At 60.7% G+C, this 24,084-nt stretch carries 26 protein-coding genes and 1 tRNA gene; 14 read left to right on the plus strand and 13 right to left on the minus strand.

What is annotated here, in order from left to right:
* Positions 1 to 75 precede the first annotated feature (75 nt).
* Entirely contained in the window at positions 76 to 558 is a 483-nt protein-coding gene (gene smpB / locus B7Y43_RS02235) for an SsrA-binding protein (RefSeq protein WP_374129979.1), read from the minus strand.
* Between the two features lie 242 nt (positions 559 to 800).
* On the opposite strand from smpB, the gene B7Y43_RS02240 reads away from it, so the two are divergent.
* On the plus strand, positions 801 to 1,592 hold the full coding sequence (locus B7Y43_RS02240; RefSeq protein WP_374130187.1) for a class I SAM-dependent methyltransferase: 792 nt from the start codon (positions 801 to 803) through the stop codon (positions 1,590 to 1,592).
* Positions 1,593 to 1,785: 193 nt separating this feature from the next.
* Here the strand turns inward: B7Y43_RS02240 and dapA are convergent, their stop codons facing one another.
* Positions 1,786 to 2,667, minus strand: a complete 882-nt coding sequence (gene dapA, locus B7Y43_RS02245; protein ID WP_374129980.1) for a 4-hydroxy-tetrahydrodipicolinate synthase — start codon at positions 2,665 to 2,667, stop codon at positions 1,786 to 1,788.
* Between the two features lie 91 nt (positions 2,668 to 2,758).
* On the opposite strand from dapA, the gene B7Y43_RS02250 reads away from it, so the two are divergent.
* The 6 genes from B7Y43_RS02250 (at position 2,759) to B7Y43_RS02275 (ending at position 6,864) form a co-directional block, all read left to right on the plus strand.
* Positions 2,759 to 4,288: a lytic transglycosylase domain-containing protein gene (locus tag B7Y43_RS02250; RefSeq protein WP_374129981.1), complete on the plus strand. Its 1,530-nt coding sequence runs from the start codon at positions 2,759 to 2,761 to the stop codon at positions 4,286 to 4,288.
* Positions 4,285 to 4,758 (plus strand): lytic transglycosylase domain-containing protein, encoded by a 474-nt coding sequence (locus B7Y43_RS02255; protein ID WP_374129982.1) that lies wholly within the window; start codon positions 4,285 to 4,287, stop codon positions 4,756 to 4,758. The genes B7Y43_RS02250 and B7Y43_RS02255 overlap by 4 nt, the downstream gene beginning before the upstream one ends.
* A gap of 42 nt (positions 4,759 to 4,800) precedes the next feature.
* Positions 4,801 to 5,280, plus strand: coding sequence for a transcription elongation factor GreB (greB, locus tag B7Y43_RS02260; RefSeq protein ID WP_374130188.1), 480 nt, complete (start codon positions 4,801 to 4,803; stop codon positions 5,278 to 5,280).
* A 129-nt stretch (positions 5,281 to 5,409) separates the two neighbouring features.
* Positions 5,410 to 5,688 carry an acylphosphatase gene (locus B7Y43_RS02265; protein WP_374129983.1) on the plus strand — a complete coding sequence of 93 codons (279 nt, stop codon included), beginning with the start codon at positions 5,410 to 5,412 and terminating at the stop codon, positions 5,686 to 5,688.
* 52 nt (positions 5,689 to 5,740) lie between these two features.
* Entirely contained in the window at positions 5,741 to 6,304 is a 564-nt protein-coding gene (locus tag B7Y43_RS02270; protein ID WP_374129984.1) for a Uma2 family endonuclease, read from the plus strand.
* The gene (locus B7Y43_RS02275; RefSeq protein ID WP_374129985.1) at positions 6,301 to 6,864 is read left to right on the plus strand and encodes a Uma2 family endonuclease; all 564 of its coding nucleotides are present in this window, start codon (positions 6,301 to 6,303) and stop codon (positions 6,862 to 6,864) included. Before B7Y43_RS02270 ends, B7Y43_RS02275 begins: the two co-directional genes overlap by 4 nt.
* Here B7Y43_RS02275 and B7Y43_RS02280 read toward each other — a convergent pair.
* Together B7Y43_RS02280 and B7Y43_RS02285 are read right to left on the minus strand one after the other, a co-directional pair.
* Positions 6,859 to 7,149, minus strand: a complete 291-nt coding sequence (locus B7Y43_RS02280; RefSeq protein WP_374130189.1) for a type II toxin-antitoxin system RelE/ParE family toxin — start codon at positions 7,147 to 7,149, stop codon at positions 6,859 to 6,861. The genes B7Y43_RS02275 and B7Y43_RS02280 overlap by 6 nt on opposite strands.
* Entirely contained in the window at positions 7,146 to 7,385 is a 240-nt protein-coding gene (locus B7Y43_RS02285) for a type II toxin-antitoxin system ParD family antitoxin (RefSeq protein ID WP_374129986.1), read from the minus strand. Before B7Y43_RS02285 ends, B7Y43_RS02280 begins: the two co-directional genes overlap by 4 nt.
* 299 nt (positions 7,386 to 7,684) lie before the next feature.
* Here B7Y43_RS02285 and B7Y43_RS02290 point away from each other — a divergent pair, with 299 nt between their 5' ends.
* Entirely contained in the window at positions 7,685 to 8,203 is a 519-nt protein-coding gene (locus B7Y43_RS02290; protein WP_374129987.1) for a hypothetical protein, read from the plus strand.
* Positions 8,204 to 8,307: 104 nt separating this feature from the next.
* On the opposite strand, the gene ettA is transcribed toward B7Y43_RS02290, so the two are convergent.
* Positions 8,308 to 9,987, minus strand: a complete 1,680-nt coding sequence (gene ettA, locus B7Y43_RS02295; RefSeq protein WP_374129988.1) for an ABC transporter ATP-binding protein — start codon at positions 9,985 to 9,987, stop codon at positions 8,308 to 8,310.
* 115 nt (positions 9,988 to 10,102) lie between these two features.
* On the opposite strand from ettA, the gene B7Y43_RS02300 reads away from it, so the two are divergent.
* Both B7Y43_RS02300 and B7Y43_RS02305 read left to right on the plus strand, forming a co-directional pair.
* Positions 10,103 to 11,509, plus strand: a complete 1,407-nt coding sequence (locus B7Y43_RS02300) for a M20/M25/M40 family metallo-hydrolase (RefSeq protein ID WP_374129989.1) — start codon at positions 10,103 to 10,105, stop codon at positions 11,507 to 11,509.
* 130 nt (positions 11,510 to 11,639) lie between these two features.
* A complete protein-coding gene (locus B7Y43_RS02305; protein WP_374129990.1) occupies positions 11,640 to 11,921 on the plus strand; it encodes a hypothetical protein in 282 nt (93 codons plus the stop codon).
* Positions 11,922 to 11,948: 27 nt separating this feature from the next.
* On the opposite strand, the gene B7Y43_RS02310 is transcribed toward B7Y43_RS02305, so the two are convergent.
* Positions 11,949 to 12,356 (minus strand): thioesterase family protein, encoded by a 408-nt coding sequence (locus B7Y43_RS02310; RefSeq protein ID WP_374130190.1) that lies wholly within the window; start codon positions 12,354 to 12,356, stop codon positions 11,949 to 11,951.
* An 81-nt stretch (positions 12,357 to 12,437) separates the two neighbouring features.
* Between B7Y43_RS02310 and B7Y43_RS02315 the strand changes: the two genes are divergently transcribed.
* Positions 12,438 to 12,767 carry a DUF6481 family protein gene (locus tag B7Y43_RS02315; protein WP_374129991.1) on the plus strand — a complete coding sequence of 110 codons (330 nt, stop codon included), beginning with the start codon at positions 12,438 to 12,440 and terminating at the stop codon, positions 12,765 to 12,767.
* A gap of 41 nt (positions 12,768 to 12,808) precedes the next feature.
* Here the strand turns inward: B7Y43_RS02315 and B7Y43_RS02320 are convergent, their stop codons facing one another.
* The 5 genes from B7Y43_RS02320 to B7Y43_RS02340 all read right to left on the minus strand — a co-directional run bounded on the left by B7Y43_RS02320 (position 12,809) and on the right by B7Y43_RS02340 (position 19,067).
* Entirely contained in the window at positions 12,809 to 14,185 is a 1,377-nt protein-coding gene (locus B7Y43_RS02320) for an alginate export family protein (RefSeq protein WP_374129992.1), read from the minus strand.
* Positions 14,185 to 15,021, minus strand: a complete 837-nt coding sequence (locus B7Y43_RS02325; RefSeq protein WP_374129993.1) for a carbonic anhydrase — start codon at positions 15,019 to 15,021, stop codon at positions 14,185 to 14,187. Before B7Y43_RS02325 ends, B7Y43_RS02320 begins: the two co-directional genes overlap by 1 nt.
* Before the next feature lie 324 nt (positions 15,022 to 15,345).
* A tRNA-Pro gene (locus B7Y43_RS02330) sits at positions 15,346 to 15,422 on the minus strand.
* Positions 15,423 to 15,435: 13 nt separating this feature from the next.
* A complete protein-coding gene (locus B7Y43_RS02335; protein ID WP_374129994.1) occupies positions 15,436 to 16,410 on the minus strand; it encodes a polysaccharide deacetylase family protein in 975 nt (324 codons plus the stop codon).
* 8 nt (positions 16,411 to 16,418) lie between these two features.
* A complete protein-coding gene (locus B7Y43_RS02340) occupies positions 16,419 to 19,067 on the minus strand; it encodes a histidine kinase dimerization/phospho-acceptor domain-containing protein (protein ID WP_374129995.1) in 2,649 nt (882 codons plus the stop codon).
* A 185-nt stretch (positions 19,068 to 19,252) separates the two neighbouring features.
* On the opposite strand from B7Y43_RS02340, the gene B7Y43_RS02345 reads away from it, so the two are divergent.
* Positions 19,253 to 19,723, plus strand: coding sequence for an Lrp/AsnC family transcriptional regulator (locus tag B7Y43_RS02345; RefSeq protein WP_374129996.1), 471 nt, complete (start codon positions 19,253 to 19,255; stop codon positions 19,721 to 19,723).
* A gap of 66 nt (positions 19,724 to 19,789) precedes the next feature.
* On the opposite strand, the gene B7Y43_RS02350 is transcribed toward B7Y43_RS02345, so the two are convergent.
* Positions 19,790 to 21,094, minus strand: coding sequence for a hypothetical protein (locus tag B7Y43_RS02350; RefSeq protein ID WP_374129997.1), 1,305 nt, complete (start codon positions 21,092 to 21,094; stop codon positions 19,790 to 19,792).
* 189 nt (positions 21,095 to 21,283) lie between these two features.
* Here B7Y43_RS02350 and yaaA point away from each other — a divergent pair, with 189 nt between their 5' ends.
* Positions 21,284 to 22,039 carry a YaaA family protein gene (yaaA, locus tag B7Y43_RS02355; protein ID WP_374129998.1) on the plus strand — a complete coding sequence of 252 codons (756 nt, stop codon included), beginning with the start codon at positions 21,284 to 21,286 and terminating at the stop codon, positions 22,037 to 22,039.
* Positions 22,036 to 22,731, plus strand: coding sequence for an SDR family NAD(P)-dependent oxidoreductase (locus B7Y43_RS02360; RefSeq protein WP_374129999.1), 696 nt, complete (start codon positions 22,036 to 22,038; stop codon positions 22,729 to 22,731). The genes yaaA and B7Y43_RS02360 overlap by 4 nt, the downstream gene beginning before the upstream one ends.
* 611 nt (positions 22,732 to 23,342) lie before the next feature.
* Here B7Y43_RS02360 and B7Y43_RS02365 read toward each other — a convergent pair.
* The gene (locus B7Y43_RS02365) at positions 23,343 to 23,879 is read right to left on the minus strand and encodes a hypothetical protein (RefSeq protein WP_374130000.1); all 537 of its coding nucleotides are present in this window, start codon (positions 23,877 to 23,879) and stop codon (positions 23,343 to 23,345) included.
* Positions 23,880 to 24,084 lie beyond the last annotated feature (205 nt).

Consider the following 24,084-nt stretch of genomic DNA (forward strand, 5'->3'; position numbering starts at 1 on the left):
GAGGGTGGATGCCCTGTGTTTTACGGGAACGACACGTGTAGTCAAATCGGTAACATACGAAACTATCTTGCTTTTTCAGCCCCGATCGCGCATGATTCTGCCCTGTTCGCGCTTCCAGTCGCGCTCTTTGATCGTTTCGCGCTTGTCATGCGCCTTTTTGCCCTTGGCGAGCGCCAGCTCCACTTTCGCCCGGCCCTTTGAATTGAAATAGATCATCAACGGCACCAGGGTCATCCCCTCGCGCGCGACCGCCCCGTGCATCTTGTTGATCTCGCGCTCATGCAGCAGCAATTTGCGCGCGCGCTTGGGCTCGTGGTTGAAGCGGTTGCCATGGCTGAATTCGGGGACGTTCGAATTGATCAGCCAGACCTGGTTGTCCTTCACCTCAGCATAGCTTTCGGCGATTGAGCCGGTGCCCGCCCGCAGCGCCTTCACCTCAGTCCCGGTCAGCGCGATGCCGGCTTCGAACACCGTCTCAATCGCATAATCAAACTTCGCCCGCCGGTTTTCGGCGACGATCTTGGTTTTTTCAAACGTGGGGGGTTTCGGGCGCGCCATAAGGCAGCGGCATGTAGGCGCGGGCGGGCGATAAGGGAAGCGGTGGGGTTGGGGTTTGGCTTACCTGATAGCGAATGGCCGTTGGTGGTGGTTAGGCGACGGGCGGGTTTTGGGAACGGCGTGATAGAAAGCCGCGCTTCGCTTGGTGTCGCAACCGTTCGGTTTTGATACACTGATTAGCAGGCTGAAGCGGACCGAAATAGATACTTAGCCAACAGCAGTTCCGGTGTATTGTGACCGGCATGGATACATCATCGATTTCGGCGGCGAACCGCAAAGCATGGGATGCGTCAGCAGATCATCACCGGGACACGGCCGAATGGATGGAGCTAGTGAGCCGGATTGCCGATCCAGCTTTCTCCTGCCTTGATCCCACTGCCACCGAAATCCTTTCGACAATAGGAGTCGCGGGGAAAGCGGTTGCGCATGTCTGCTGCAACAACGGCGCGGAACTGATTTCGATCAAGAACCTAGGTGCTAAGGAGTGCGTCGGATTCGACATTTCACTCGCGTTCCTCACCCAAGGGCGGGAACTTGCAGCCCTGGCCGGACAAGACGTGGAGTTTGTCGAGAGCGACGCAAACGCTCTACCGCAAGCCTATTTCGGTCGCTTCGACCTGGTTGTGATCACGATCGGCACGCTTGGCTGGTTTCCCTCGCTAGAGCCGTTCTTTGCCTCCGTCCGCAGCCTGCTACGTTCTGGCGGCACGATATTTATCTACGAGATGCATCCTGTCCTTGAAATGTTCGAGCCCGACGCTCCGGACCTTGCGCGCATTGCGCATGACTACTTTCGCGTGGAGCCCTATCCGATCACGAAGGCTATCACCTACGATGGCTCGCAGCATACCGGCTCAACCGCATATTGGCACTTTCATACGCTGTCCGAGATCATTGGCGGACTGCTTGATCACGGTTTCCGCCTTGAGCGGTTTCGTGAGTACGCCCACAATATCGCGGAAACGGATTGGCAGCCGTTCGAGGGTAAGGGCATCCCTATGAGCTACGCGATCGTTGCCTCGGCACCAGCCTAGTCCAACTACGTGTTAGGGCGCTCAGAATGTGTCACAACCGGTCGGTTTTGACACCCGTGCCGCGCCATCGGTGCGCGCGGCTTTGCGAAGGTCGAAATCCTGCCCCACCATGCCGGTTTCTGGGATGGGCAATCGCGCTCGGTTATGACCGACATTGGGCGTTAGCTGCCGCTCCCGTTTAGTGGTTCAGACCCTAAACCAACCCCGCATGCGCCAGTGCAGCATCCACCGCGCGCTGGCTCGCTTCGCTCGGCCAGGTCATCGGCAGGCGGAGCGCGGGGGGGAAATCGGGGCGGACGCGGGTGAGCGCATATTTGATCGGCCCCGGCGAGGCATCGCTGAACAGCGCGACGTAAAGCGGGAACAGCCGGTCCTGATACTCCCGCGCCGCCGCATAATCGCCCGCCGCGCACGCCGCCTGGAAATCGGCACACAGGCGCGGCGCGACATTGGCGGCGACCGAGATACACCCCACCCCGCCCATTGCGTTGAACGCCAGCGCGGTCTCGTCATTGCCTGACAATTGGCAGAAATCCGTCCTGCACGCCGCGCGCTGGGCGGTGACGCGTTGGAGCACGCCGGTTGCGTCCTTGACGCCGACCACGCTGGGGAAAGCGGCGGTGATGCGCCCCATCGTCTCCACCGCAATGTCGGTCACTGTCCGACCAGGGACATTGTACAGGATGATCGGCAAGTCACACGATTGGGCAACTGCTTCGAAGTGCCGGAAAATCCCCTCCTGGCTGGGGCGGTTATAATAAGGCGGCACCATCAGCGCGGCATCGGCGCCAGCGGCTTTGGCGGCATCGATGTTGAGCTTGGCGACGGCGGTGTCGTTCGATCCCGCGCCCGCGATCACCGGCACCCGGCCAGCGGCTTGCTCGACACAGATATGGACGACGCGAAAATGCTCTTCGGCGGAGAGCGTCGCTGCCTCCCCGGTGGTGCCGCAGGGAACGAGCGCTGCCGAGCCCTGATCGATCTGCCAATCGACAAAGCGGCGAAAGGCGGCTTCATCAACTTGGCCATCGGGATGGAACGGGGTGACAAGGGCAGGAATCGAACCGGAAAACATCTCTTTGCTCGCGTTCTCGCGCGTACCAAAACGCGCCAAATTAATGATTTTGGGACAAGACAGATAGGGGCGAATCACGTAGCATGTCCACATGCTGTCGCTCTTCTCCAAATCGAGCCTGCTGATGGCAGGGGTCTCCGCAATCGCTACGGCACTCGGCGTGCCGCAGGATCAGCTCGATAATTATCGAGCCCAGCTGGAACGCGTGCCCGTCTCGACCGAGGCGACCGCCGCGCTGGCGAGCACGGTTGCCCAGTGGAAGCAGCTCCAGCAATCGGACAGTTTTTCGTTCAACAGCTATTCGGCCTTCCTGCTCGCCCATCCCGGCTGGCCGGGCGAGGCCGGGCTGCGCCGCGCGGCGGAGCGCTCGCTGGATACCGGCAGCTGGTCGCCCGGCGTTGCGGTCAGCTATTTCCGTCGCTTTCCGCCGCTGACTGGCACGGGCCAGGTCCGCCATGCCGAAGCGCTCGCCGCGGTGGGCTTACGCGATGAGGCCAATCAGGCCGCGCGCGCTGCCTGGACGCAAGGGACCTTGCCGGCATCGGACGAGGCCAAGATTATCGGCGCGTTCAGCGCGGCGCTGACGCCCGCTGATCATGATGCGCGGATGGATGCGTTGCTCTGGGCCGGGGCGACCAGCTCGGCGCAGCGCCAATTGGCATTGGTCAGCGCCGACAAGCGCGAGATGTTCGCCGCCCGCCTCGCCTTTCGCAGCAATGCACCCGATGCATCCGCGCTCGCGGCAACCACGCTTGATCGTTATGCCAATGATGCGGGCTATCTCGCTGATCGCGCCAATTGGCTGAAGGATAATAATGCCTGGGGCAGTGCCCGATCGCTGCTGGCGCAACCGCGTGTGCTGATCAGCCGCCCCGGCCGGGTTGAGCCTTGGTACGAAATCCTGCTGAGCAATGCCCGCAGCGCCCAGGCCGACGGCCAATATGGCATGGCCTTTGCCATCGCGCGGCAGATCGACGATGCCTATCCGGCCGGCACTGATGTCAGCATGCGCCCTTATGGGGAGCGCGATGACTATACCAGCCTAGCCTGGCTCGCCGGGCAAACCGCGCTCCGCCAGTTGGGTAAGCCGGGTGAGGCGATCGGACTGTTCGAACGCTATGCAGGCGGGTCGCAGACCCCGCAGACGCGGTCCAAGGGCTTTTATTGGGCCGGGCGCGCGGCGCTCAGCGCTGGCCAGCGCGACGTTGCGACCAGCTATTTCGAGCGCGCGGCGAGTTACCGCGACCAGTTTTACGGCCAGCTCGCCACCGAAAAACTTGGCCGCGAATTGACCGCGCCGCCCATGGCCACCGCGCGGACGATCGACCCGGCAACGCGCGACGCTTTTTATGCCCGCGAAACCGTGCGCGCAGCGCGCTATCTCGGCACGATCGGCGCGCATGAGGACCAGACCGCCTTTGTCCGCCAGATCGCGATTGACGCAAAAAGCGATACCGATCACGCGCTCGCCACCGAGCTTTCGCGCACGCTGGGCCGGCCCGATCTGGGCGTGATGGTCGGCCGCAGCGCGCTGTCCAATGGGCTGCCCGATTATGCCGTCACGGGTTTCCCCAGCGTGAAAGTGCCTGACAATCAGGCCAGCGCCTGGCCTGGACGATGATCCACGCCATTGCCCGCCAGGAAAGCCAGTTTGATCGCGCTGCGATCAGCCGGGCTGGCGCACGCGGGCTGATGCAGCTGATGCCGGGCACCGCGCGCGAAACCGCGACCAAGCTTGGCTTGTCCTATGATGGCAACGCGCTGACCAGCGATCCCGATTATAATATCCAGCTGGGATCAACCTATTTCCAGCGGATGTTCGACAATTATGGCAGCTATCCGCTCGCCGTCGCTGCCTATAATGCCGGGCCGGGCAATGTGAACAAATGGCTCAAGGCCAATGGCGACCCGCGCACCGGCGAGATCGACATCATCGACTGGATTGAGGCGATTCCGATCTTTGAGACCAAGAATTATGTCCAGCGCGTGCTGGAAAATGCGGTGGTCTATGATCTGCTCAACCCGCAGCGTGCCCGGTCACAAGGCCAGGCGCGGATGAGCTGGTATCTGGGGCGCCGGCCGGGCGCGTGATCCCGGTTCACACAGGCGCGCCCAGTGCCTAGCATCGTCCCCATGGACGCGCCCAATTACATCACCCCGGCCGGATACACCGTGCTGCGCGCCGAATATGATCAACTGCTTGGTGAGGAACGCCCGCGCATTGTCGATGTCGTATCCTGGGCGGCTGGCAATGGCGACCGATCGGAAAATGGTGACTATATCTATGGCCGCAAAAGGCTGCGCGAAATTGATCGTCGGCTCGGCTGGCTGTCGCGCCGGATGAAAGCAGCCAAGGTAATTGATCCGGCAGCACAAATCGATCGCAGCCGGGTGTTTTTCGGGGCGACGGTTACCCTGATCGATGATGATGACGCCGAGCGCATCGTTACCTTGGTCGGCGATGATGAGGCGGACGCAGGGGCGGGCATGATCGGCTGGAGCGCCCCCCTCGCCCGGGCGCTGCGCGGCGCCGGTATCGGCGACACCCGCCGCGTCACCCTGCCCGCCGGCACGCGCGATTATGAAGTCCTGGCCATCAGCTATCCGGTCTAGCGCGCCCCGGAGGCGTCACCCTTTTCGACCGGCGCTGCGCGATTTGCGCTGGAATGTTCCGCGTGTATCCCACATCCGTGCTAAAGCGCGGTTGGGGCTCCCCCAGATAGTTGTAAAAAGAGTAGCGTGATGAGTGTGATGCGACGCGTTTTTGTCACCGGCAAAGTCCAAAATGTCGGCTACCGCGCCTGGGCAATCCGCCGGGCACAAGCACTCCACCTGGCCGGCTGGGTCCGCAATCTGAAAGACGGGCGCGTCGAAATCTTGGTGGCGGGCGACGAAACTGCGGTTGAGACGCTGGTCGAGGAATGCCGGACGGGTCCAGAATTTGCGCAGATCGGCACCGTAATTGCTGAGGTAGCAACCGATCCCGTGCCCAAGGGCTTCACCAAGCGGTTGACCGCCTGAACAGGCCATTGGCGGTCGTTCGCGGTTCTGGTAGATTATCAGCATGACCGAGATGGCGCTGCTCAACACCGCCCCTTTGCCGGTGAAGCTGAGGATCGAGGATTATCTTCTCCTCGATGCATCGGGTGCGTTCGAAGCGTATCGCAAGACCGAGCTGATCGATGGAGAAATCTACTTCATGAACGCGCAGCACCGGCCGCACGCGCGAATCAAGTCGCGGCTGTTCCGCGTCATGGCAGCGGCACTTGATAAGCTCGGTTTAGGGCTAGAAGCGATGGTCGAAGGGTCAGTTGCAATGCCACCTGACGGCGCACCTGAACCCGATATCGTGGTGACGAGCGAGCCGGAAGGCGACGGGCTGATCCCGCTGGCGTCGGTGCGCCTGATTGTGGAAATTTCAGACACGACATTGGCTTTTGATACCAAGCGCAAAACCGCATTATACGCGCGGAATCATGTGCCGGAATACTGGATCGTTGATGTTAAAGGAGCAACAATCCACCAGATGTGGGGCCCTGAGACTGTCGGCTATGCGCAATCCCGGGCGGTGGCGTTCGGGGAGCGGATCGAGGCGGTGACGGTGGCGGGGTTGGTGGTGGAGAGGGCGGGGCAATGACCTTGCAGGAACGCCCCCCTGCCCCAGGCAAATATCGGCTTCGCGTCGAGGACTATCTCACGCTCGACGCATCGGGCGCGTTCGAGGGTGCTCGGACAGAACTGATCGAGGGGGAAGTGATCGTCATGAGCCCGCAATACCGGCCGCATGGCATGGCGAAGATGGCACTTTACGATGCGCTCCGCGACGCACTCCGTTCCATCGGTTCGCCACTTACGCCGGTCGTCGAATTCAGTCTCGAAATTGATGGGCATAGCCTGCCCGAGCCCGATATCATGCTGACCAGCGAGCCGATGGGTGAAGGTGCCGTGCCGCTCGCGTCGGTCGCATTGGTGATCGAGGTTGCCGGTCCGACGCTGGCAAGCGACCTTGGCACAAAGGCGCGGCTTTATGCGACGGCGGGCGTCCCTGAATATTGGGTTGCTGATGTCGAGGCGAAGGTGATCCGCCAGATGTGGGCGCCCGAGGGCGAGGCCTATGCGCAAGCGTGCGAGGTCGCGTTTGGGGAGCGGATCGAGGCGGCGACGGTGGCGGGGTTGGTTGTGGCGCTTGGCCTATAGCTTTTCGCCGATATTGCGGCGCTCGTGCAGGATGCGAACGACCAAAAGTTGGTCGTCGACGACCCGGTAGAAAACTCTGTGACGCCGATAGGATAGCACGGGGATCTCCGGCGTGACGCCTGGATAAATGCGCCCGATCGCCGGAAAATCAAGCAACCGGTCGAAACACCCGCGCAGCCCCAGCAGATAGCTATCGGCAACGGGTCGACCAAAGCGATCGACGCTGAAGGCATAAATCTCGCGCAGGTCCGCGCGGGCGGCGGCCTGGATGTCGAACTTGGTCAGCGCTGCCCCTCGGCAAGGATCGCATCGATTACCGAGCGAGGGTCTTCAGCTAGCGTTTCGGACGCGAGCCCATGATCGACCATTGCCTGTACCCAAGTCGTGTAGTCGGCGCGTTCCAGATCGCGGCGAACGAGATCGCGGACATAGTCACTTGGGCTTGAGAAGCGGCCCTGTGCGATCCGCATGTCGATCCAGCTTTTGAGCGCTTCCGGGACGGAAATGTTGAGTTGGGCCACGTGTGCATCCGGGTCCGCACGGATTTGTGCGTATTTGTTTGACGATGGCGCAGAGGCGAGAAAAATTCAATTGCGTGCTGGGAGACGTTTGGAGCGGGGCGATGCCCATACGCAGCGCCGCGACGTGGCGCCCATACGCAGCGCCGCGACGTGGCATTTGGGGCGCGGGTCGACGCGGGGACGGTGGCGGGCGTTTCACCACCGTTATAAATTGACTTTACTTTAGCGTAGCGTCATCAAAGCCAATAACCTGAGCATCGACATCCAAGACTAGGGATTCGAGTTGGATTGGCAAGAACATGAGTCCTTTACTCAGGTCAATCGGTGGAATGATTGCATTATTGGCTGCTCTTGTCGCTATACTGCAATTTGGGACAGGATTTCAGTCACTACCGCAAATTTTGGCATTTGCGGGATTCAAACCGACTCAATCTGCTTCTAAAGGCACGCCCTCATCGACTAGGCCGACGCTCGAAATGCAAGCGTTAGCTCTAGCGAAGCTTTATGTCCACAACAGCCGCCTAGATTCCGAGACTGCCATAACTTGGGTGAACAACAATTACACAAATGAAGTTGAGTATTATGGACAAATTTCAACAAAATTTGAAGTAATAAAAGACAAGATCTCATTTTTAAGCCGATGGCCAATAAGAGAATTAACAATTAAAGATAGCGATATTAACGCTGAATGCGACATCTCGAGTAAATCATGCAAAGTTATGGGAAATGGACTATATAACTATGCAAGTGTCTTGAGAAAAAAGACATCACATGGAAGATTTAATTTTCGGCTATTAGTCCATATCACTCAAGACTGAGCAAAGATAGAGATGGAGGATGGCAAGACATTTAGATATATTCCGTAAAAAGGTCGCGCTCGCATTTTATCTAGCTCGTCCAGCCAGCATACTAATTCTGAGGCTCACCGCGTCAGCTTCTTATACGCCAGCCGCGTAGGCCGATCCGCCGCATCGCCCAGTCGCCGCCGCTTGTCTTCCTCATAGCTCTCGAAGTTCCCTTCGAACCACTCAACGTGCGAGTTCCCCTCGAACGCCAAAATGTGCGTCGCCAACCGATCCAGAAAGAAGCGGTCATGGCTGATCACCACCGCGCAGCCCGCAAAACTCTCCAGCGCCTCTTCCAACGCGCGCAGCGTTTCCACGTCCAAATCGTTGGTCGGTTCGTCGAGGAGGAGCACGTTGCCGCCCTCTTTCAGCATCTTGGCCAGATGCACGCGGTTGCGTTCGCCGCCTGAGAGCTGCCCGACCTTTTTCTGCTGGTCCTGCCCCTTGAAGTTGAACGCGCCAACATAGGCGCGGGTGCCGATTTCCTGCTTGCCGAAGCGGAAAACGTCGGAGCCGTCGGACACTTCCTGCCACACCGTCTTGTCGCCATCGAGATGGTCGCGGCTCTGGTCGACATAGCCGAGCTTCACCGTCTGGCCGACATTGATCTCGCCCTCGTCGGGCGTGTCCTGCCCGGTTATCAGCTTGAACAATGTCGATTTGCCAGCACCGTTCGGCCCGATGACGCCGACGATGCCGCCGGGCGGCAGGTTGAAGTCGAGATTTTCGAACAGCAGCTTGTCGCCATAGGCCTTGGTCAGCCCCTTGGCCTCGATCACATTATTACCGAGCCGCTCGGGCATCTGGATGAGGATCGCGGCCTTGCCGACGGTGCGGTTCTCCTGGGCGGCGACCAGCTCGTCGAACGCCTTGATGCGCGCCTTGGACTTGGTCTGGCGCGCCTTGGGGCTCTGGCGGATCCAGGCGAGTTCGTCCTGAATCGCCTTTTGCTTGCCCTGTTCCTCGCGCTCTTCCTGTTCGAGCCGCTTGGCCTTCTTTTCCAGATAGCCCGAATAGTTGCTCTCATAGGTGTAATAACGCCCGCGATCGAGCTCGAGCACCCAGTTGACGACATTATCGAGGAAATAGCGATCATGGGTGACGAGGATGACGTTGCCGGTATATTCCTTCAGGAAATTCTCCAGCCAGCTGACGCTTTCGGCATCCAAATGGTTGGTCGGTTCGTCGAGCAGCAGGATATCGGGCTTTTCGAGCAGCAGCTTGCACAAAGCCACGCGGCGCTTCTCACCGCCCGACAGGTTGGTGACCGGGCTGTCCCCAGGCGGGCAGCGCAGCGCTTCCATCGCGATTTCGAGCTGATTGTCGAGGGACCAGCCATCCGCCGCGTCGATCTTAGTCTGGAGATCGCCCATCTCCTCCATCAGCGCGTCGAAATCGGTGTCGTCCTGCGGATCGCCCATCTCGGCCGAGATCGCGTTGAAGCGCTCGACCATCGCGGCGATTGGGCCAGCGCCGTCGCGAACGTTGCCGATCACGTCCTTGGTCGGGTCAAGCTGCGGTTCCTGCGGCAGATAGCCGACCTTCAGACCCTCAGCGGCCCAGGCCTCGCCGCCAAATTCGGTGTCGATGCCGCCCATGATCTTCATCAGCGTCGATTTGCCCGAGCCGTTCGGCCCGATGATCGCAATCTTCGCGCCGGGGATGAACTGCAGGCTGATATTGTTGAGCACGGGCTTGGCGGCACCGGGGAAGGTCTTGGTCAGACCCTTCATCACATAGGTATATTGTACGGCCATGGCCGACGTGCTCCGTCGTTGAATGAATGCATGAAGCGTGGGAATTTCGAGCGCGGCATGTAGCGGGCGCGTTCAAGATTGGCAAACCCCGCTGGGGTCGCTACCCCATGGTCCGATGAGAAAAACAGCCCTGCTCGCCGCGCTCGCCGCCACCGCTCTCCCCTTTTCTGCCTTCGCGCAGGGTCGCCCCGCCCCGGCCCCGGCACCTGCGGTGTCCGCCGAGGTGGCCGCCCTTCGCGACGCAGCACTGAAGGATGATGTCGCTTATGACATTGTCGAAGGCCTGACGACTGAAGTCGGCCCCCGGCTGGCAGGCACCGAAGCGGAGGCACGGGCGCGCGACTGGGCGGCGAAAAAGCTCACCGCGCTGGGCTTCAAAAACGTCCGGATCGAAACGACACCGATGTCGGTTTGGGTGCGCGGTGTTGAAACTGGCGAGGTTGTCGCCCCCTTTCCGCAAAAATTGCATCTGACGGCGCTTGGCGGGTCCGGCGCGACACCGCCCGAAGGGATTACCGCAGAGATCGTCTATTTCCCCAGCTTTGCCGATCTGCAGCGCGCGCCTGAGGGCAGCCTGAAGGGCAAGATCGCCTTCGTCTCCAACGCCATGGTCGCGACCCAGGATGGGTCCAGCTATGGCCAGTTCGGCGCAGCGCGCTTTGTTGGCCCCGGGATTGCCGCACAAAAGGGCGCAATTGCGATGGTGATCCGATCGATTGGCAGCGATCATGGCCGTGGCCCGCATACCGGCCAGACTAATTTCCCGAAGGGCGTCGCGCCAATTCCTGCCGCCGCGCTGTCGACATCGGATGCCGATAACCTCTCCCGCATGGTGGCGCGGGGCAAGCCGATCACGCTTCATCTGGTGCTCACGCCGCGTGAAACCGGCCAGCATGATACTGGCAACGTCATCGCCGAAGTGCCCGGCACCGATCCAAATGCAGGCCTGATCGTGATCGGCGGCCATCTTGATAGCTGGGATCTCGGCACCGGCGCGATTGACGATGCATCCGGCGTCGCCATCACCGCAGCGGCGGCGAAGCGGCTGCTCGATGGCCCTGCCCCGCGCCGCACGATTCGCGTCGTCTGGTTCGGCGATGAGGAAACCGGCGGTGCCGGAGCGGCGGCCTATTTCGCGGCGCATAAGAACGAACGCCATGATCTGGTGGCGGAATCTGATTTCGGTGCCGATCGTATCTGGCGGGTGGAGTTCAACCTGCCCGACAGCGCGAAACCTGCCGGCGACCGGGTCGCCGCTGCACTCGCGCCGCTTGGGATTGTCCGCGGCACGGCATTGGGCGGCGATGGCGCCGATATCGCACTGCTGGTGAAATCCGGGGTGGCAGCGATCGATCTCAACCAGTCCGGCACCCGTTATTTCGATTATCACCACACGCCTGAAGACACGCTTGAGCGGATCGATCCCGAACAGCTCCGGCAAAATGTCGCGGCCTGGACCGCGATGCTGGCGGTAATCGCCAATGCGCCCGAAGAAATCGGCACCACCAAAGCCAAGCCCTGATCTTCAGCGCATCAAGCCGACGTCAAAATGGTCGTTAGATAAAGAGAGATCGGCCTAATTGTGGCGGGGCCAGCACCTCGCCTTGCGACGATAAGGCCAGATCAACGCCAGTTTCTGTGGGAGCAGATCGATGAAGAGCGCCATCACCGCCGCCGCCCTTGCTGTCGCAATCATTACCCTTGCCGCCTGTGCGCGCTCGCCAGAAAGCGCCACCGTCGATAATGGCAGCGAGATCATTACGTCTAATATGGCGATGATGGCCGATAATATGGAAGAGCGGGCTGAGAGCGTGTCCGATGCGATGGCCGCGAACATGATGGCCAGCGACGAAAACGCGATGGAAATGGGCGCGGATGACGCCACGAGCGCGGCGGATGGCGCCGACCCATCCAATTCTACCCGAAAACGCTGATCACCCCGACCGGCGCAACCTGGCCAATCAATCAATCGATTTGCGCAGAAACCGGTCAATCACATTAGCGGTCAGCCGCGCCGGTCGGTGGGTATCCGCATCGATGCAGCACCAGCTCGATTGCACCTCGGCGAGCACTTCCTCGCCGCGCCGAATGATCGTCTGATAAAAGGCGCGCGCGCCGTGAACCTTCTCCAGCAGCACGGTCGCGACCAGATCGTCCGCCAGAAAGGCGGGCTTGCGATAGGTAATTTCGTGCTTCAGCGCGACCCACAAATGCGCGGCAATCGCATCGGCCGGCGCCAGCCTTTCCCAATGGCTGATAACCGCCGCCTGTACCCATTTGAGATAGCTGGCATTATTGACATGCCCCATGAAATCGATGTCGGCGGGATCAATGGCAACGCTGTAACTGTGCGGGATGGACTGTAGCATCATATGGCATCATAGCACGCCCACCGCGCCCTGACGAAAGAATCTCGGGGCAAATGCAAAATTTCCGGAGCAGCTTACCCCATGTCTTATAAGGATCCCGGCTTTAACGATCGCATCGCCAGCGCCGCCAAGGCCAAGCAGGCCGCGCTCGACAAGCTGAAGGCGCGTCCGCCGGTTGATGAAGCAGCCGTCGCTGCCAAGCTCGCAGCGCGTGCCGCCAAGGAAGCAGCCGATGCCGAGAAGCGCGCCGCCAAACAGGCCCAGCGCGAACAGGAAGCTGCCGAAAAGGCCGAACGCAAGCGATTGGAAGCCGAAGCCGAAGCCGCCAAGGTCAAGCCCGAACTGACCGAAGCCGAGAAAAAGGCCATTCGCGACGCCAAATACGCCGCCCGCAAACAGCGCAAGCGCTAAGCTGCATCGGCTGAGTTGACGCTCAGCCGATCGCCCTTGCGCTAGAAATAGGCGATCAGGCTGACCGCTGCGAACCTGGTGTCGCCGTTGCGCTGGGCATTGGGGGCTTGCCGCAGGAATGGCCCTTTGCGCAGATAGGTAAAGTCCACCTCGCCTCGCAAAACCTTCGGGATCACCCAATAGCGGGCGCGGATGTCGAACTGTTCGCCAGCATAATTGCCAGACCGGCCCAGCGGATCGCGCACCCCGGTCGTCGCAAAGGCATCGGTAATTTCGGGCACGAACAGCGCGCGCGCATCGACCATCCCGTCCCAGCGCTTGGTCGGCTTCACTTCAAGCCGAACGCCTGGCGACGAAATATTGGAACGGTTGATTTCATTGAAGATGCCGCTGGGCGAAAAATCAACCCGGCGCCCGCCGAACAGCGTATCGAACCGGCCAAAACTCCCGGTTGATCGGGTGCCGCTCGCATAATCATATTCGATCGCAACCCGCAGCGCCCATGGCCCATTGAAGCTGCGGCCGATACTAAAATGATAAAATCCCGCGGCCACACGCCGCGTCGGCGCATTCGCGGCAAGGCCTGCGGAGATCGTGCCATATTGGACAGCGCCCTCGGCGTCCCAGTCGAACCTGCCCGGCGCGGGGTCGCGATACAGCCGGAAATCGAACGTGTGGAGGTTGCGATCCATTGTCTGGAATGCCCCGCTATCGCTTTCGACAAGGCGGAAATAGCCGATGTCGATCTTGCCCCCAGCGATCAGCTTGGGCGTCGTGACAAAGGCACCCCAGAGCACCAGATTGATGCTTTCCCGGTCCAGTTCGACACGATTGGCGCGAAGACCGGCCTGATCAGTCGGCAGCCGGGTCTGCGGCAGCACCCAGAACGCAGTCGCCGCTGCCCCCGACTTTGCCTTATGGTCGAACCGCAGACCGGTATAGCCATTGGCGGTGTTGCGAAATTCCTCGGACGTTACCAGCCGCGACGACCCCAATGAAATGATCATCCGCCCGGCCTGAAGCGACGTCGTGCTGCCCTTGCCAAGCACCCCGCCAAGATCCGCAGCAATATAGGCCTGGACTGGCTCGACCGCGTTGACTTCGCTGGTGGTCACTGGTGTGCCCGGCCCTGAATCATAAACCCGCGCATCGCGAATTTCACCGCCAATACGGATCGGGTTGAAAGTATATTCGGCAAATAGCGTGGTGCGCAGGCTCACCAGTTCGGATGCGCTGTCGAATCCCGGCCGGGCCTGACCGTCCAACGCTTCGAAGCGGACGCGCGTGCTGCCGTTGATCTTGAGATTGTCCGGCGCACCAAGCGCTTCATATAGCGTCGGCGGATCCTTGGCGATTGCGGGCGCAGCCAGCCCAGTTGCAAGCGCAAGCGCCGCGATCCGCACCGTCGTTCGCGCCATTAACGGCTCGCGAGCAGGAACCGCCGGTCGAGCGGCTGGATCGGGCGAGCGTTGAACGGAAAGAATGTCGCGAACCTGTCGATCTGCGCTGCCGATGCGGTAATTGGCGTGCGCAAGACGACCCAGTCGACCGCTTCGGCGCACGGCGGTGTCGTCAGCGATCCTTCATAACGATCGAAACCGCGCGCGACCGGCAGCAGAGCACGCGGGTCAATCATCGGGCCGGTGCCAGTCACACCCTCCTCGGCAGGGATCGCGGCGATCATCTTTCCCAGCGTCGGATTGCCCACGCCATTGGCGACCAGAACCCCCACCACGCCAAAGCCGCCATCAGTAAGCTTGTGAACGAAATGAATTTCAAGCGGGAAGCGCCGCCCGTCGAGCAAATGTTCGCTGGGATGATGGATATGGAACTGCGCAAGCGCATAGGTCTTGCCGCCGACTGCAAAGCTGCTGCCGGGGGGCGCATCATATTGCACCGTATGGCCGTTATTCGTGGCGCGGATCGCCAGCGGTTTCCACGCAATCGCCAACCTGCCCAAATCGGCGGGAATAGCGTCCTTCAGGTCAATAGGACTTTCCTGCTCGCCGCTATTGCAGATCGCATAATCCTTGCTGAGCGTCGACCAGTGATCCGGGCCGGTCGGGCCGGTATAGCCCCATTCAACATGTGCTGCCCGCTCACCGCTGGCGACCTCGACTGCCTTGGCAGCTGGCGTTTTGAGTGCCGTTTGCGCCGCCACCTGCACGGCGAGGCCGCCGGACGCGACCAGCCCCAGCAGCGTCAGGACTTTGCCGCTGTTCTTGTTGGGAAGCATATTTTTGAGGGCGTGCATGGTCTGCCTCGCTGCATTTTGCTGTGCCAACGCTGCCTAGTGTTCAGCGCCTGCGCAAGTCTGCACCCTCATCAAGGGCCCGCCCCCTACACCGCCAGCGCAAGAATCAGAAAAGGACCTTTAAAACTGCAAACCGATCATGTTCGCAGATCGGCTTTTTCAAGTCGCGTCGGGCAGCGGGTGATGTGATGGCGTGGATGCCCCCTACACAGCCAGGGCTATGCAATAATGGGGCTGTTACAGGCCCATGCATCGGGGGAATGTGGCCAAACAAGAACCAAAGATCACGCCAAACGGCAGATTATCAATTGTTTGGATAAGAAATGGTCGGGGAGACAGGATTCGAACCTGCGACATCCTGCTCCCAAAGCAGGCGCGCTACCAGACTGCGCCACTCCCCGACGCTGGGGTGCCCTAGGGGGCACCGCGCAAATCGAGCATCGCCAGCACCTTGTCCCACCAGCGATAAAAAGCGGCGAGATCGGTCCGGTCGCGAACATAAGGGGTGTGGCCGGGGACCAAGGACGGCGAGTGGAATGAGAAATTGAGCAAGGGCAGCCCTTCGCCCAATGCGATTCTTACCGCCTCCAGCGCATCGGCAAGCGGCATACCCTCTGGCGTCAACGCAACCCGCGCGAGCATGCCGGTGCGGGCAAACAGCCCGCGCCCGCGCGGCACCTGGCCCAGCCGGGCATAAAGCGGTTGCCCTGCCCGCCGGAGAAGACCGGTGAACATCGTGGTCAGCGGCAATTCGATCATGCCACCGATTCGGAACGGCGCATTATCGATCGCGGAAAAATCCGGCCCGCCTTCCGACGCATAGCTATAGCGCGCGCGCATCGAGCTATCGATCCGGTAGCCCCGCGCCGCCAGCAGCGCGACGGTTTGCGGGCCGATGCCATAACGCCCGGCGCGATAGGCAATCGGGGGCACGCCAAAAGCATCGGTGATGGCCGCCGTCAGTGAATCGAGCTTGGCCGCTTCGAGCGTCATCGGCAGGTTGCCGGGAAAGCTGTTATGCGGCGTCACCGCTTCATCAAAGGGCGGGTTGACCCAGGGGTGGAGCTGCGTGCCGATCGTCGTGCCCCCCTGCCCGATCAGCGACCGCAGAATATCGACGGCGGCTGGATTGCTGACAATCGGGTGATCGATCATGAAATTCAGCGGTACGCCAGCCGCAGCGAAGCGGGCATGCGTGGCCGGCAATGCTGCGACCGCAGTCGTCGCGCGCGACTCCCGCGATAGCGGCGCGTGCCAGTCAAATTCCTCTTCGGTATCGACAAAAACGGTGAAGCGCGTGCCGAAATCAGCCGGCCAAGCGATCAGATCGGCTGGTGCAGGCAGCGGCGGACGATACCCGCCCGCGACATTTACCGGAGGATCACGCACCGGCACGATCAGATGGTTGAAACTTGGCCCACACCCTGAGTGAAGGCGGCGGGCAGCCGCAAAGTCAAGCGATCAACGCCGATCGTCAGGCTGCCGCCGAGCTCAACTGCCAGGTTTCGCGCGAGCCGCAGCGCAAAGCCGGTGCCAAGCAGGGGCGCTCCTTCAATTTCGGCCTCGCTTTCGGCGTCAATCGCGAGCAACGCATCGCCGGGATAGGCCGCCAATGCGCGCGGCCGACCGATGTGGACAGCGACCGTGTCTTCGCCTTCGCGGCCCAGCCGGATCGCAATCGTCTCGCCAGCACTGCCAGCAGAAACCAAAGCCGCAAACAGCCGGGTGAACAACCGATCGACCGCACGATCATCGCCCTTGATCGCAACATCGCCGGCATCGATATCGAGCAGGATAGACGCCTGACGCAATGTCGCCAGCGGCGCTAGGTCATGCACGATTCGCTGCAGCAACAGCCCGACCGGCACCTCAGTCGGGCGCAAATCCAGCGCCTGGGCTTCAATCCGTGCTGCCATATCGAGATCATCGATTGCGCCGAGCAAGCCCATTGCCTGATCACGGATCGTTTCGGCATAATCGCGATATGGGCCTGGCACGGGGCCAAGCAATTCGCCCTCAATCATCTCAGCAAAGCCAGCAATCGCGGTTGTCGGCGTGCGGAGTTCGTGCACCAATTGGCGCAGCGAATCGATCGCGGGGGAACGGTCGCCATGATCGGGTTCGGCTCGCTCGTCAGCCCGGGGGCGGCGCGCAGTGCCACGATAGCCGGTGAAGCGTCCGGTTGCATGATCGAACACCGGCACGCCCGAAATCCGCCATTGGCCTGCCGCATCGGACTGGCCGTCAATCAGCAAGCGCGCATCGGCAAAGGCAGATCGGCGGCGATAGGCACCAGCCGCCACACCATCAACCTTTGCAGCGTCGATGCCACTGGCGAGATCTAGCGAGATGCCGATCACTGCTGCCCGCGCAACGCCTTCTACCCACCGGATCGTGCCTGCTGCATCGGTTTCAAACCGGAAGCCTGAACGCGGGGCGATTGATGCGGCGACATCATTGGCGGCCAATGTCTCATCATCGGGCCGTCCAGTTTCCTCACGCTGCCGGTTGAAGGCATCGATCCGCGCGACAAGATCAGAGATCTGATATGGTCCACGGGGCGCAATATCCTGGCCATCGCCGACTAACGGCGCGGCCGGCGCAGCCACTGCCGCTGCCGATAGGTCATCGACAGGCGCGGTAATCGGCGCTGGATCAACGAGCGCCAGCGGCACTGGCGCTGAAGTTGGCTCGCTCTCAATTAGCGCCACAGGAGGCAGATCGCTGTCGGGCAACGAAGTAGTCGTCTCGGCGGCCGCTGGCGCGGGATTTTCCGGCACGATTTCTTGCGGCGCCACATCGTCTTGCCGGCGCAGTGCCTCGACAACCACGGGCAAGCCAAAGGCGACGGTGGCAATCGACACAAACGACCACTCGCTGCTGGTTTCAGCTGGCACATCCGCAACGCGCTCGACAGGCGCTGGCGCTGGCGTTGGCACGGCTTCGGCCGCTGGGGCCGGTGCGGCGGGTGGCAGCGTGAAGGCTGGCTGCACATTGGGCAAGCGGGGCGCCAATGGCCTGGTCGGTGCAATCGCCGGACGCGCTGCAATCACCGATGTCCAGTCAATCGACAGCGGTTGTGCAACATCCACGGATTCAGACAAAGCATCAGGCTGCTTCTCAAGCAGCGTCTCCGGCACATCCGCAATCGCGGCTGCACTTTCCAAAGTGCCTTCGGGCACCATGGGCGCAGATTCTATTGCCGAGACCGGCGCAAGCTCTATTTCAGACTGCATCACGGCCTCAACCGCCGACGAGGCAACCTCTTCTGGTCCAGCCAATGGTTCGGGTGTGCCGCTCGTCCCAGTGGGCGCGAGCATCAGCGGCGCAGCGATGACTGCTGTCGCGACTTCAGCCAAGGGCGGCGACATTGGCAAGGGTGCAGGATCAGAAACTGGATCGACATCAACCGAGTCGGTGATCGGTTCGCCCGAAATAATCGGGTCCGCTTGCGCTTCGACCGTATCGATGACGGCCTGATCGACGGGTTCGAATGCCATTTTGTCGGCAACATCGGCCTCAGTGGCGAAAAGCCGCGGCTCGGGCTGCGCTTCAGCAGCGGCGCCTGGCGCCAATTCGGGCACTTGCGTCGCTATCAACGGGGCTACGCCAGGCAGCGCCGCCGGCAAAATGAAATCAATCGGCCCATAGCTTTCCAGCGCACGCCCAACTTCGGCGGGAAGATCACGGCGATGGCGCAGCACCGATCGCGCCGCCGGCGTCATCTCCGGCAGCATTGATATCCATTCGTCGCTGCGCAGATCAGCCATGCGCAGCACTGGCGCCGCAATCGCCAGATCTTCTTCGGCAAAAAGGCGGACTAACGGTGCAGGCGGACGCGCAAAGGCAAGCGCTCTGGCGCTCGCTGCGCGAATGGGTGACGGCACCTGCGGTCGGATCGAGCGCAACCGCGCCATCGCCATTTCACTGGCCGGCGCACGTCCGCGACCAATTAAGTCAACCAATTGGCGCCAGGCAGTCTGGGCGCCGAACGGGGTCGACATATCGGCCGTGAGTACAGTTTCCAGGCTATCGTCGAAACGCAAATCTACAGTGCCTTTTGCCGCCACGCGGGGGCGTGTCGTAACGATTTCTTAACCGCATTGGCGGGGCTGTGGGAACTGCTGTTTTTGGCACGTCGCAATGTGGGACAATTGCGTTTGCCAGCAATTATATTATGTCGGTGCTGGTTGGCAGGATGGAAAAAATCCGCATCGAGGGAACGTAGATAATGGCATTCGACCGCATCGATCGGCAAATTCTCGAATTGCTACAAGACGATGGCCGTATGACCAATGTTGAACTGGCCGAACGAGTCGGGTTGACGGCGCCGCCATGCCTGCGCCGCGTCCGCGCGCTTGAGGAACAAGGCGCGATCAAGGGCTATCACGCCAGCCTCGACGCGGCCACGCTCGGCTACCCAATCACTGTTTTTGCTCTGGTCAGCCTGCGCAGCCAGGCCGAGCAAGACCTGACGGCGTTCGAAGAATATGTCGACGCGATTCCCGAAATTCGCGAATGCCATATGCTGAACGGCGAGATCGATTTCATTCTGAAGATTGTCGCGACCGATTTGAAGGCGTTTCAGGATATTCTGACAACGCACCTCACCCCTGCCCCCAATGTCGCCAGCGTAAAGACATCGCTGACAATCCGCACCGCCAAGGCCCTGCCCGGCATCCCTGTGATCCCAGACGCCTAGGCCCAATACAAAAAGGGGGCGGCATTGCGGCCACCCCCTCATTGATACTGTGGGTAAACGCGTCGATCAGGACGTTGCGGGCGTCCCGCCAAGATCGAGCCATGCCAGCCAGAAGGCGGCGATCTGATCACGCGGTTTGGCCTTAACCAGCGCAAAGGCGGCGCGGGCATTCGCGGTATCGCGCATCAGCGCATAGGCGATGCCCAACCGGGTGTTGACTTCATCCGGCTTGCTCACACCCTTGCCGAGCCCAACCTTGTATAGTTCGACCGCCTTAGCATAATTGCCCTCGCCCAGATAAGCGTCAGCGACCGCAATGGAAGCGATCCCCGTTGCCGATGCCCGGGCGCGCGCCTCACGCGGAGCGACCGGGCCATCCAGCTTGATCGCACTGGACGCCGCAGCATATAGCGCCTTATCGTCTTCACGGGTCAACGCCATCTTGCCCGACTTCGTGCCTTCGTCGAGCACGGCCTTGGCTTCCACCGGCAGACCGCTGGTATTCAAATACAGCGCATATTGGCCATAATCGGCAAGATCGGCGAGTGCATTATTGGCGCGTAGCAGGCGGAAGAGGTCAATCTTCTGCTGCTTGTCGAGCAGATCGCTACGCTTGCCCGAGAAGCCGAAATAGATGACCAGCGTGCGCCAGTTTTTGGCGCTTGGATATTGCTTCAGCTTGTTTTGCGACCAGCGGATGAAATCATCAAATTTGTCCGCCTGCGCCAGGCGCGGGATGATATAATCATACCAGGTCTCAGGCGGCTTACGACCAGCGGCAATCTCAGCGTTGATCGCCTGCTGCATGTCGGCAGCACCGCCCATCACATCACCACCCTCGATCCGCGCCTTGACGAGCGTGAGCTGCAAATCAGGATTGGTCTCGCCCAGATCGCGTGCCTGCTTCAACAAAACCGCCGATGCGGCATAATTTTTTTGATCATATTGAATAAGGCCAAGCCGAAACGTGAAGCGCGCCCGATCAGTAGCAAGGGTCTTGGGATTGGCGATCAGCGCCTCAAGCGGCTTGATGAGGGCAATCTCACCCCGACGATAAGCGGCTGAATCTCCGTTGGAAGCGGCCTGAACACGATCACTTTCCAGCTGAAGCCTGAAAATCTGCGCGAAGTATATTTCGTCTTCGGATTTCGCGATGGCTTCGGCGGCGACCACAGCAGGTTCGGCTGCGGCGATGTTTTTAGCCTTCAGCGCGGTCTGCGCTTCGAGTGCTGGCTTGCGGAATTCGGCGCTGAGTACGGGGCCCTTGGGCGCCTCTTCCTTCTTCTTCGCGTCTGCGGGGGCGACGGCGACAATCGAGCTCGCGCCGATCATCAACGCTGCAGCAAATCCTGCCTTCGAAAACGTGATCATGTAAAACTCTCCTCGAGCCGTGTTCAGCCTGCGTTGCGCCGTGCCATACCGATGGTCCCGGTCCCGCACAAGCAAACCCAATGGCTTTCCTGCTGCCCAGCGACTGAATGACGATTGAACGCGCCAATCCGCAGGGGCACCGGCGCAAAGCGCTTTGACCAGCATCGCCCTGCCCGCTAGCAGGCGGGCATGATCGCCGTCCTTTCGCCCGCCAAAACACTTGATTATGCCAGCCCCCTGCCGCCGATTGCGCCAACCCGGCCACGGTTCGACGCTGAGGCCAGCCAGTTGGCGACTGCTGCTGCCAAGCTTGGCAAGAAGCGCCTCGCGGCGCTGATGGATATTTCGGACAAACTCGCCACGCTCAATGCGGATCGCTTTGCGGGCTTTGAAGGCCAGCCCGAACGCCCGGCGCTGTTCGCCTTTGCCGGCGATGTATATACCGGTTTCGAAGCCAAGACGCTCGATCTGCCGGCGATCGAATTCGCCCAAAACCATGTCCGCATGCTCTCTGGCCTTTATGGCCTGTTGCGTCCGCTTGACGCGATGCGCCCCTATCGGCTCGAAATGGGCACGCGCTGGGCACCCCGCCGCAAAAGCCTCTACGCCTATTGGGACACACGAATCGCCAAGGCGCTTGCTGATGACGTCGCGCAAGAAGGAACAGGCGTTGTGCTCAATCTCGCCAGCCAGGAATATTGGCATGCCGTCGCCGGCAAATTGCCCAAAACCGTCCGCGTGATCGAGGTGGAATTTCGCGAACCCGGCCCGGATGGCCCGCGCTTTGTGAGCTTCAACGCCAAGCGGGCGCGCGGGATGATGGCGCGTTGGCTGTGCGAACACCGCATCGACGCCATCGACGCGATGAAGGGCTTCGACAGCGATGGCTATCGCTTCGATTCCGCAGAGAGCGCGGCGGATCGGTGGCGGTTCACCCGCGCATGAGCGCCGCCGTCATCATCGGCGCCTCAGGCGGCATCGGCGGCGCGATTGCCGATGCGCTGGAGGAGGAAGGCGCGTTCAGTATCGTCCACCGTTTTGCGCGATCATCGACCGGCACGGCGCATATCGACATTACTGATGACGCAAGCGTGGCCAACGCGGCTGCCTTCGTATCGAAAGGCGATGCCCCGACGCTGGTCATCGTCGCGACGGGCATCCTGCACGATGCCGACAATGGCCCCGAAAAAGCGCTGAAGGACCTTAATGCTGCCTGGCTCACCCAGGTCTATGCCGTCAATGCGATTGGCCCTGCCCTGGTCGCCAAGCATTTCCTGCCGCTGATGCCCAGGGCCGGGCGCACGGTTTTCGCAGCGCTCTCCGCTCGGGTGGGGAGCATATCCGACAACCGACTCGGCGGCTGGCACGGCTATCGCGCGTCAAAAGCCGCGCTCAACCAGCTAATCCGCACGATTTCGATCGAGGAACGTCGCCGCAATTCGAGTTCGATCGTGGTGGCGCTGCATCCGGGCACGGTGGACACCGCGCTGTCGAAGCCCTTCCAGGGCAATGTCGCGCCGGGGCATTTGTTCGACGCGGGCCGTGCAGCGGTGCAGTTGCTCGATGTGCTCGACGGCTTGCGCCCGCCCGATAGCGGGAAGTTGTTTGCGTGGGATGGGGCCGAGGTTTCGCCCTGAGCGCGAGCCGATTTGTTCGCGCGGAGGCGCAGACGGCGCGGAGAGGACGGACGGTCGATCTGGTCGTGAGGCCCTGAATGCCGACGACCGAGATTGGTTAAATGCAATCGCTTCACTTCCAATGTGCCCCCTCGACGGCGGGGACACAGCCTGGGAGTGTGGGGTTGGACATGCCCCGCATGTCCAAGGATCGTCCGGGGGACGATCCGGCCCCACGCTCGCCTTCGCGGGAGCACTATTGCAACATCCGCAATTGGAGACCCGGAATGGCCGACCGTGGTAGAAGGCGGACCGGCAGCTTCTAGGAAGTCCGGCCCGAATAGCGGACGCTTCGATGTGAGGCGAGTAGTCGCATGAGTAGGTCACGCACCGAGCAAGCTCCTATGGCTCGCATGTTCTAAGCCTTGCGCGCAACAATCGTAAGCCAAGGCCCTTGGAGGCCGTCGTTCCCGCCGCCCTTGGTTTCGCTCACGGCGACGTCGGCCCATGGTGCTGCAGCCTGGTAGACCTGAAGTGCCTATGTATACTAGAGATAGTTGAAATAGCGACCGAAGGAGTGTCGGGCTGTAACGACAATGTCTTCGCCTTCCAAAATCAAAAAAATCATCGGATCAGCCGGAGTGGTTATTCATCTTAGCTATTTTGACACTTACGGGCAATTCAATATAGTATCGCCCATCAGGGGTCTGTTTTGTAGCACAGAATGTGAGTGGAGCGGACCAGATCATTCTTCCATCTTCAATAATTGGAGCTTCAATAGGGAATTGACAATGCCGCACGCGAAAGAAAGGGCGCCATTTACCCTCACCACCTTTGGAGATTGCGAGATAGATTGGATCGATGATACGCATCACACACATTCCACCAAGTACGCCACCCATAACAATCAAACCGCCTGATACCGTGATCAAGAGAGGAAGCTCGCTTGTAAAAGGCACGTCACTGAAACGCGCAATCATTACAGGCAGAGAAATACCGATGACCACCATGATCAAACCCGCGATGACGCCAGACCGAATTTTTCGCTGATCATGGACAACTTCGATAGGGAGCTGCGTAGGAGGCATCTCTGTGTATTTCCATTGTGGTTGCCGCGCTAGGCTGGCGAAAGTTTTGGAATTTGCAAGAGATATCAGTCTTTTCTCCAAGTGGGTGCTGTCAGAGCAATTTGGCAGTCGGCATACGGAGTTGCTAACGGCTGCAGGTGGATGAAAGACCGACACTGGGTAGGAAATAGCCAAAACCGGCTTCGCCCTTTGACCGTCTGTCAAACTACCCTATCTTCCCGAAACATGCCGGTCAGCTACCGGCACAACATTCGCCGAAAAACAGTTGGTCAGCGAACGGCGGCTT

Source organism: Sphingomonas sp. 28-62-20, from assembly GCF_002281505.1.